The 5,594-nt window shown below is 60.7% G+C and carries 3 protein-coding genes and 1 pseudogene; all 4 read right to left on the reverse strand.

The features are described 5' to 3' along the window. Positions 1–178: 178 nt before the first annotated feature. Positions 179–973: pseudogene (locus RMO15_RS08295) on the reverse strand (ABC transporter ATP-binding protein); the annotation flags it as partial. A gap of 33 nt (positions 974–1,006) precedes the next feature. Next, a complete protein-coding gene (locus tag RMO15_RS08300) occupies positions 1,007–1,573 on the reverse strand; it encodes a Uma2 family endonuclease (RefSeq protein ID WP_309710479.1) in 567 nt (188 codons plus the stop codon). Positions 1,574–1,588: 15 nt separating this feature from the next. Further along, positions 1,589–3,046, reverse strand: a complete 1,458-nt coding sequence (locus RMO15_RS08305) for a DUF1501 domain-containing protein (RefSeq protein WP_309710482.1) — start codon at positions 3,044–3,046, stop codon at positions 1,589–1,591. Then, on the reverse strand, positions 3,036–5,594 hold a 2,559-nt coding region (locus RMO15_RS08310), incomplete at its 5' end, for a DUF1549 and DUF1553 domain-containing protein (RefSeq protein ID WP_309710485.1). The genes RMO15_RS08305 and RMO15_RS08310, both read right to left, overlap by 11 nt.

Here is a 5,594-nt window from a genome sequence, read left to right on the forward strand (position 1 = left end):
CGGACTGGCATATTTATATCCGCACGGACAATCCCAATCTTCAGCAGACATTGATTCCTCATCTGCGTGCTAATGATGTCGCAGTAGAAGACCTTGAACTCAGTATGATTTACTCAGAACTCATGGTCACGGAGAAACCGCTACAGTCAATGACCGGGTGGTTGTTCTCCATTCGAACCATGGCACCCTTGATGAAGTTCATGGGGGGCATACCAATAAAGCCTGCGACAAACATATTGGCGGGGTGGCGGTAGATATTCTGGGGCGTGTCGCACTGCTGGAGTAGGCCACCTTCCATTACGGCGATGCGCTGGCCCATGGTCATGGCCTCGACCTGGTCGTGGGTGACATAGATCGTGGTAACTTTAAGCTCGCGGTGAAGATTAATCAGCTCGAAGCGGGTCTGGACACGGAGCTTGGCGTCTAAGTTGGAGAGTGGCTCGTCCATCAGGAACACTTCGGGGTCGCGGACAATCGCACGACCAAGCGCGACGCGCTGGCGCTGACCGCCTGAGAGCGCCTTGGGCTTGCGATCGAGATAGTCGGTGATATCGAGCTTCTTGGCTGCGGCCTGGATCTTAGCGTCTATATCGTTCTCGATCGCCTTGTACTCGGGTGAGAACTTCTGCCAGATTGGGGGAAGCATGCGCAGGCGCAGCCCAAAGGCCATGTTCTCATAGACGCTCATGTGGGGGTAGAGTGCGTAGTTCTGGAAGACCATGGCGATGTTGCGGTCTCGCGGCGGCACGTCGTTGACCACGCGCTCCCCGATGAGTATCTCGCCGCTGGTGACTTCTTCAAGCCCCGCGACCATGCGCATCGTTGTCGTCTTGCCGCAGCCTGAAGGGCCGACCAGCACCATAAACTCCCCGTCGTGGATCTCTAAGTTGAGATCTTTAACGGCGTTGACTTCCTTCTTAGACTGCGCGTCCACGAAGGTCTTGTTTAAATTCCGAAGAATGACTTTTGCCATAATTGTCCTGCGAGGAGTATAACCTAAGTGGAGCTACTTCGGCAACAAAGCCGCCACAGAGATTTGCGCCTCGGGCTTTGCAAGCGGCGAAGCGCTCTCGGTCTCGTCGTAGAGGCGTGTGCTGCGGTAGGTCTTTCCATGCGGCTCCCGGCGCACCTCTAGCGTCCGGGCGTTGATGTCCAGAACCCAGTACTCCGCAATTCCTGCCAAGGCGTAGGTCTCGGACTTGAGCCCCTGATCAAAGGCCAGCGTTGAGTCGGAGATCTCCATCACCAGAAGCACGTCTTGCTCTGTCGGATGCTCAGTGTAGTTATCGGGCTCTCCCGCGACCACAGTAAGATCGGGTTCGGGTTCGCCATCCGTGGATAGGCGAATCGGAAGCTGAGAGAAAATATAGTAGCCCTCACCAAAGGCACTCGCTACTACTTTTTCTGTTTTTGAGACTGCGGTAGCATGGGGACGATTCATGGGCATCTTGAGATAGATTTCTCCTCGGATAAGCTCAAGGCGTGGGGTTTCGCCGAAGAGTCCCATCTCCACAGCGTGGTGGTAGGTCTCGCGGGTCCAGTGCCAGGTTGCCGGGTCTTTGGTGGCGCTCATGGAGAAATTATACCGCTACGCCAAGATTGCTTTCACGATGTCGCCGGCCACATCGGTGAGGCGGTAGTTGCGGCCATTGAAGAAGTAGGTGAGCTTGAGGTGATCCATGCCCATCAAGTGTAGGATCGTCGCATGCAGATCGTTGATGGAGACGCGGTCTTTAGCGGCTTTGTGCCCGATCTCATCGGTCTCGCCGTGGTGGTAGCCGCCCTTCACGCCACCGCCCGCCATCCAGCAGGTGAAGGCATGGGGGTTGTGATCCCGGCCCGTGCCGCCTTTCTGCACCAGCGGGAGTCGCCCAAACTCCCCGCACCAGATGACTAATGTGTCGTCGAGCATCCCGCGCTGCTTGAGGTCTGTGAGAAGTGCGGCAATCGGCTGGTCGGTCTCTGCCCCAAAGCCCCGGTGGTTGGCGGCGATATTGGTGTGGCCATCCCAGCTCTTCTCGTTCTCCTCGCCGCCAGAATAAATCTGCACGAAGCGCACGCCGCGCTCGACTAGGCGCCGCGCCATCAGGCACTGCCGCGCAAAGTGGCCGCACTCTTTTTTGTCTATGCCGTAGAGGTCACGGATGGCTTGCGGCTCGCTCGCGATCTCCAGTGCTTCGGGGGCGGCGAGCTGCATGCGGTAGGCCAGCTCAAAAGACTCGATTCGTGCCGTGAGCTGTGGATCGTTGTCGGCGTGCGCTAGGTGCTGCTTGTTGAGTTTTTGTAGTAAGTCCAGCTGGGCACGCTGGGCGGGTTCGGTGAGCTTGCGCTCCAGGTCGTTGATGGGCTGGCCCTGGTTGTTCAGCGCCGTCCCTTGAAAAACGCCGGGCAGAAACCCCGAACCCCAGTTCTGGGCGTAGCCTTTGGGCAGGCCGCGTCCGAGCGTGTCGTACATCACCATAAAGGCGGGGAGGCTCTTGTTGAGCGAGCCGAGGCCATAGGTCACCCACGCCCCGACACTGGGAAAGCCCATACGATTCATCCCGGTGTTGATCTGAAAGAGGGCAGGGGAGTGGTTGTTGGTCTCGGTGTAGCAGGAGTGGAGAAACGCCATGTCGTCCACGTGCGCGGCGAGCTTGGGAAAGATCTCACTCACCCATGCGCCGGACTTGCCGTGCTGGGCAAAGGCAAACGGCGACTTCATCAGGGGGCCGACTGAGTCCGCGAAAAAACCGGTGGTGGAGTCGAAGCCCTTGAGCTCCTGGCCGTCGTACTTTTGCAGCGCGGGCTTGTAGTCCCAGGTGTCCACGTGCGACGGTCCCCCGTTCATAAAGAGCCAGATGACGCGCTTGGCACGCCCTCGTCCCAACCTCTCCCCAACCCCTCTCCCAGACGCTCGTTCCTCGCTGGGAAAGGGGCTTTTAGCAGTGGCGTCGTCGGCGAGGAGGGTGGCGAGGGCGAGGGTGCCGAAGCCTGCTCCTGCTTGCTTGAGGAACTCGCGGCGGGTGGGGTTGGCGAAGAAGTGTTGGGGCTCGTTACTCGACATAGGAAAACTCATTTAGCGCAAAGAGAACTTGGCAGAAATCGGTGAGAGTGCCGCCTTTGTTGAGATAGGCGACGCCCTCAGAGAGCTCGGTGGGGCTCGGGGAGCGGCTCAGGGTAAGAAGATAGGCACGGCGCAGGCTCTCGGCGGGGGCATACGGGACTTCTACCCGCTTGGCGAGGCTTGCTGCCCAACTTCGAGCCTGTGGGTTGTTGAGCAGGATCAGTGCCTGTGGGGCCACGGTCGTGGTCTGGCGCACGCCGATGCTCTGGAGGGAATTGGGGGCATCGAAGGCGACCAGAAACGGGACGAGCTTGCTGCGCTTGAGAAAGAAGTAGATCCCCCGGCGCTTCATGCTCTCGTCGAGCGTGCCTGCTCCGTACATCCGCGTGTCGAGCTGTCCACTTGCGGCGAGCATGGCATCGCGGATTCCCTCGGCCTCAAGGCGGCGGCGGGAGAAGCGCGAGAGCCAGCGGTTGTCGGGGTCTGTTTTTGCTTTCTGCGCCGTGACGCTCGCCGATTGTCGGTAGGTCTCCGTCAGCACCAGCTCCTTGAGCAGTGGTTTGAGCCTCCAGCCATTTTGAATCAGCTTACTCGCGAGCAAGTCCAGCAGCTCCGGGTGGGTGGGACGCTCTCCCATCGTGCCGAAGTCTGACGGGGTCGCGACGATCCCGCGCCCGTAGAGATGCTGCCAGAGGCGGTTGACCATCACGCGTGCCAGCAGGTTTCCCGCGCCGTTTTTGGTATCCGTGAGCCAGTTGGCAAATGCCCGGCGCTGGTAGCTGGTGCGGGAGCCTGTCGGGGCTGCCTCTTGCCAGCTCGCATCGTCGGCGTGCTTGAGGATACCAAGAAAGCTCTGGGTGGCGACTTCGCCTTTCTGGTTAGGGTCACCGCGCTTGAGGAAGTGTGTGGCTTCCAGAAAATCCCCGCCCTGGGTGTGGGTGCGGATGGCGGGAACGCCCTCGGAGCAGATCATGGCCTTGGTGAGTGTCGGGCCAGGGCGCTGCGCTTCGTGCTGCTCCACGGCGGCCTGGAGCGCCTTCCACTCGGGATCGAGCGTCTTATACCATTCGCGCAGGCCGTCGGGGCCATCACCGATCGCAAGGCCGTCGAGCGGCGCGTCGGCGCTCTCAGCAAAGGCGATTCGCGGGCGGCCCATGCCGTGCCCCGTGTTATTATTGAACTCCAGCCGCACGGTTACGGGAAAGCCCTCGGGGACACTCACAGGGCGCTCCAGCACAAAGACAGCGCTATGGCTCTTGCCAAACTGTGGATCTATCGCCCACGAGGACACCGAGTCGCCATCAATGGCCGCCGCTACCGGGAGCCCGGCCTGCTCAAAGTCCGTTTTTGTGGAGATAAACTTTCCTCCACCAGAGATTGAGACATTGCTCAGCGCAAAGTTCCCATTGCTCGCCCGTCCTGGCCCGCCCTTCACGAGCGAGGGATGCGTCAGCGCCTCGATCCGCAAGGCCACGAGCTGCTTCTGGCTTGTTTTGAGCGTGAAGGTCAGTGTCTCGTGCTCCGGGTTTTTCCCCGTCACCAGCACCGAGCTATCGGGTTGCACGGTGAGGGTTGCGCCGCCTGCCGAGACCGCTTTCTCGACTTTCGGCAAGACCCACTCTGCTCGTTTACTGCTCTCTGTGGCGACCCAGTGCGCCAGTTTCGCCGGGAGTTTTTCTTGTTCCCAAGCCGCTCGGGCCGCGACCAGCGGCGCGTGGGCACTCTCCCAGTCTGTGAACTTTTTCTTATCACCCTCGGCGTCGAGCGCCACATCGTAGTCCGAGCGCACGGTCTTGGTGAATGTGGCAAGCATTCGGTAATAGTCGCGCTGTGGGATGGGATCGTACTTGTGGTCGTGGCAGCGGGCACAGCCTACCGTCAGCCCCAGAAACGCCTGGCTGGTTACGGAGAGCATGTCATCGAGCTCGTCGTAGCGCTCTTTCTCGACCTGGCTCTTGGTGATCTGCGTGGCGTGCGTCCCCGCCCCAAGAAAGCCCGTTGCGAAGAGCGCCTGTGGGTTGCCCGGTGCAAACTCATCGCCCGCGAGCTGCCATTTTACAAACGTGTCGTAGGGCAGGTCGTCGTTGAAGGCCTTGATGACAAAGTCGCGGTAGGTGTAGGCGTTGGGGCGGTCGTAGTCCTGCTCGTAGCCGTGGCTCTCGGCAAAGCGTGCCAGATCGAGCCAGTGCCGTGCCCACTTCTCCCCAAAGCGCGGCGAGGCCAGCAAGCGATCCACCACGCGGCTCTCCGCACCAGGCGCTTTGTCCGCCAGAAACGCGGCCAGCTCATCGGGCGCGGGTGGCAGGCCAATCAGATCAAAGCTCACCCGCCGCAGCCAGACAGAGCGTGGCGCAGGAGCGCTCCGGCTCAGCCCCAGCTCCTTGCGCTTGGCCTCCAGCAAATCTTCCACCCCCTTTGATTCCCCTTTCCCCGTGAGGGACGAACGCCCGGGTGTGGGGTTTGGGTTGTGGTGAAGGGGCTGGAAGGCCCAGTGCTTCCTGGGGTCGGGCTTGGCGAGGGTGATGGGGCCGGGGGCACCGCGCTTCAC

This window comes from Armatimonas sp., assembly GCF_031410135.1.
GTDB lineage: Bacteria > Armatimonadota > Armatimonadia > Armatimonadales > Armatimonadaceae > Armatimonas.

What these genes read in the sequence shown, in the direction of transcription:
- RMO15_RS08300 (WP_309710479.1), bottom strand. Translation starts at nt 1,573, where the DNA reads ATGAGCGCCACCAAAGACCCGGCAACCTGGCACTGGACCCGCGAGACC.
- RMO15_RS08305 (WP_309710482.1), bottom strand. Translation starts at nt 3,046, where the DNA reads ATGTCGAGTAACGAGCCCCAACACTTCTTCGCCAACCCCACCCGCCGC.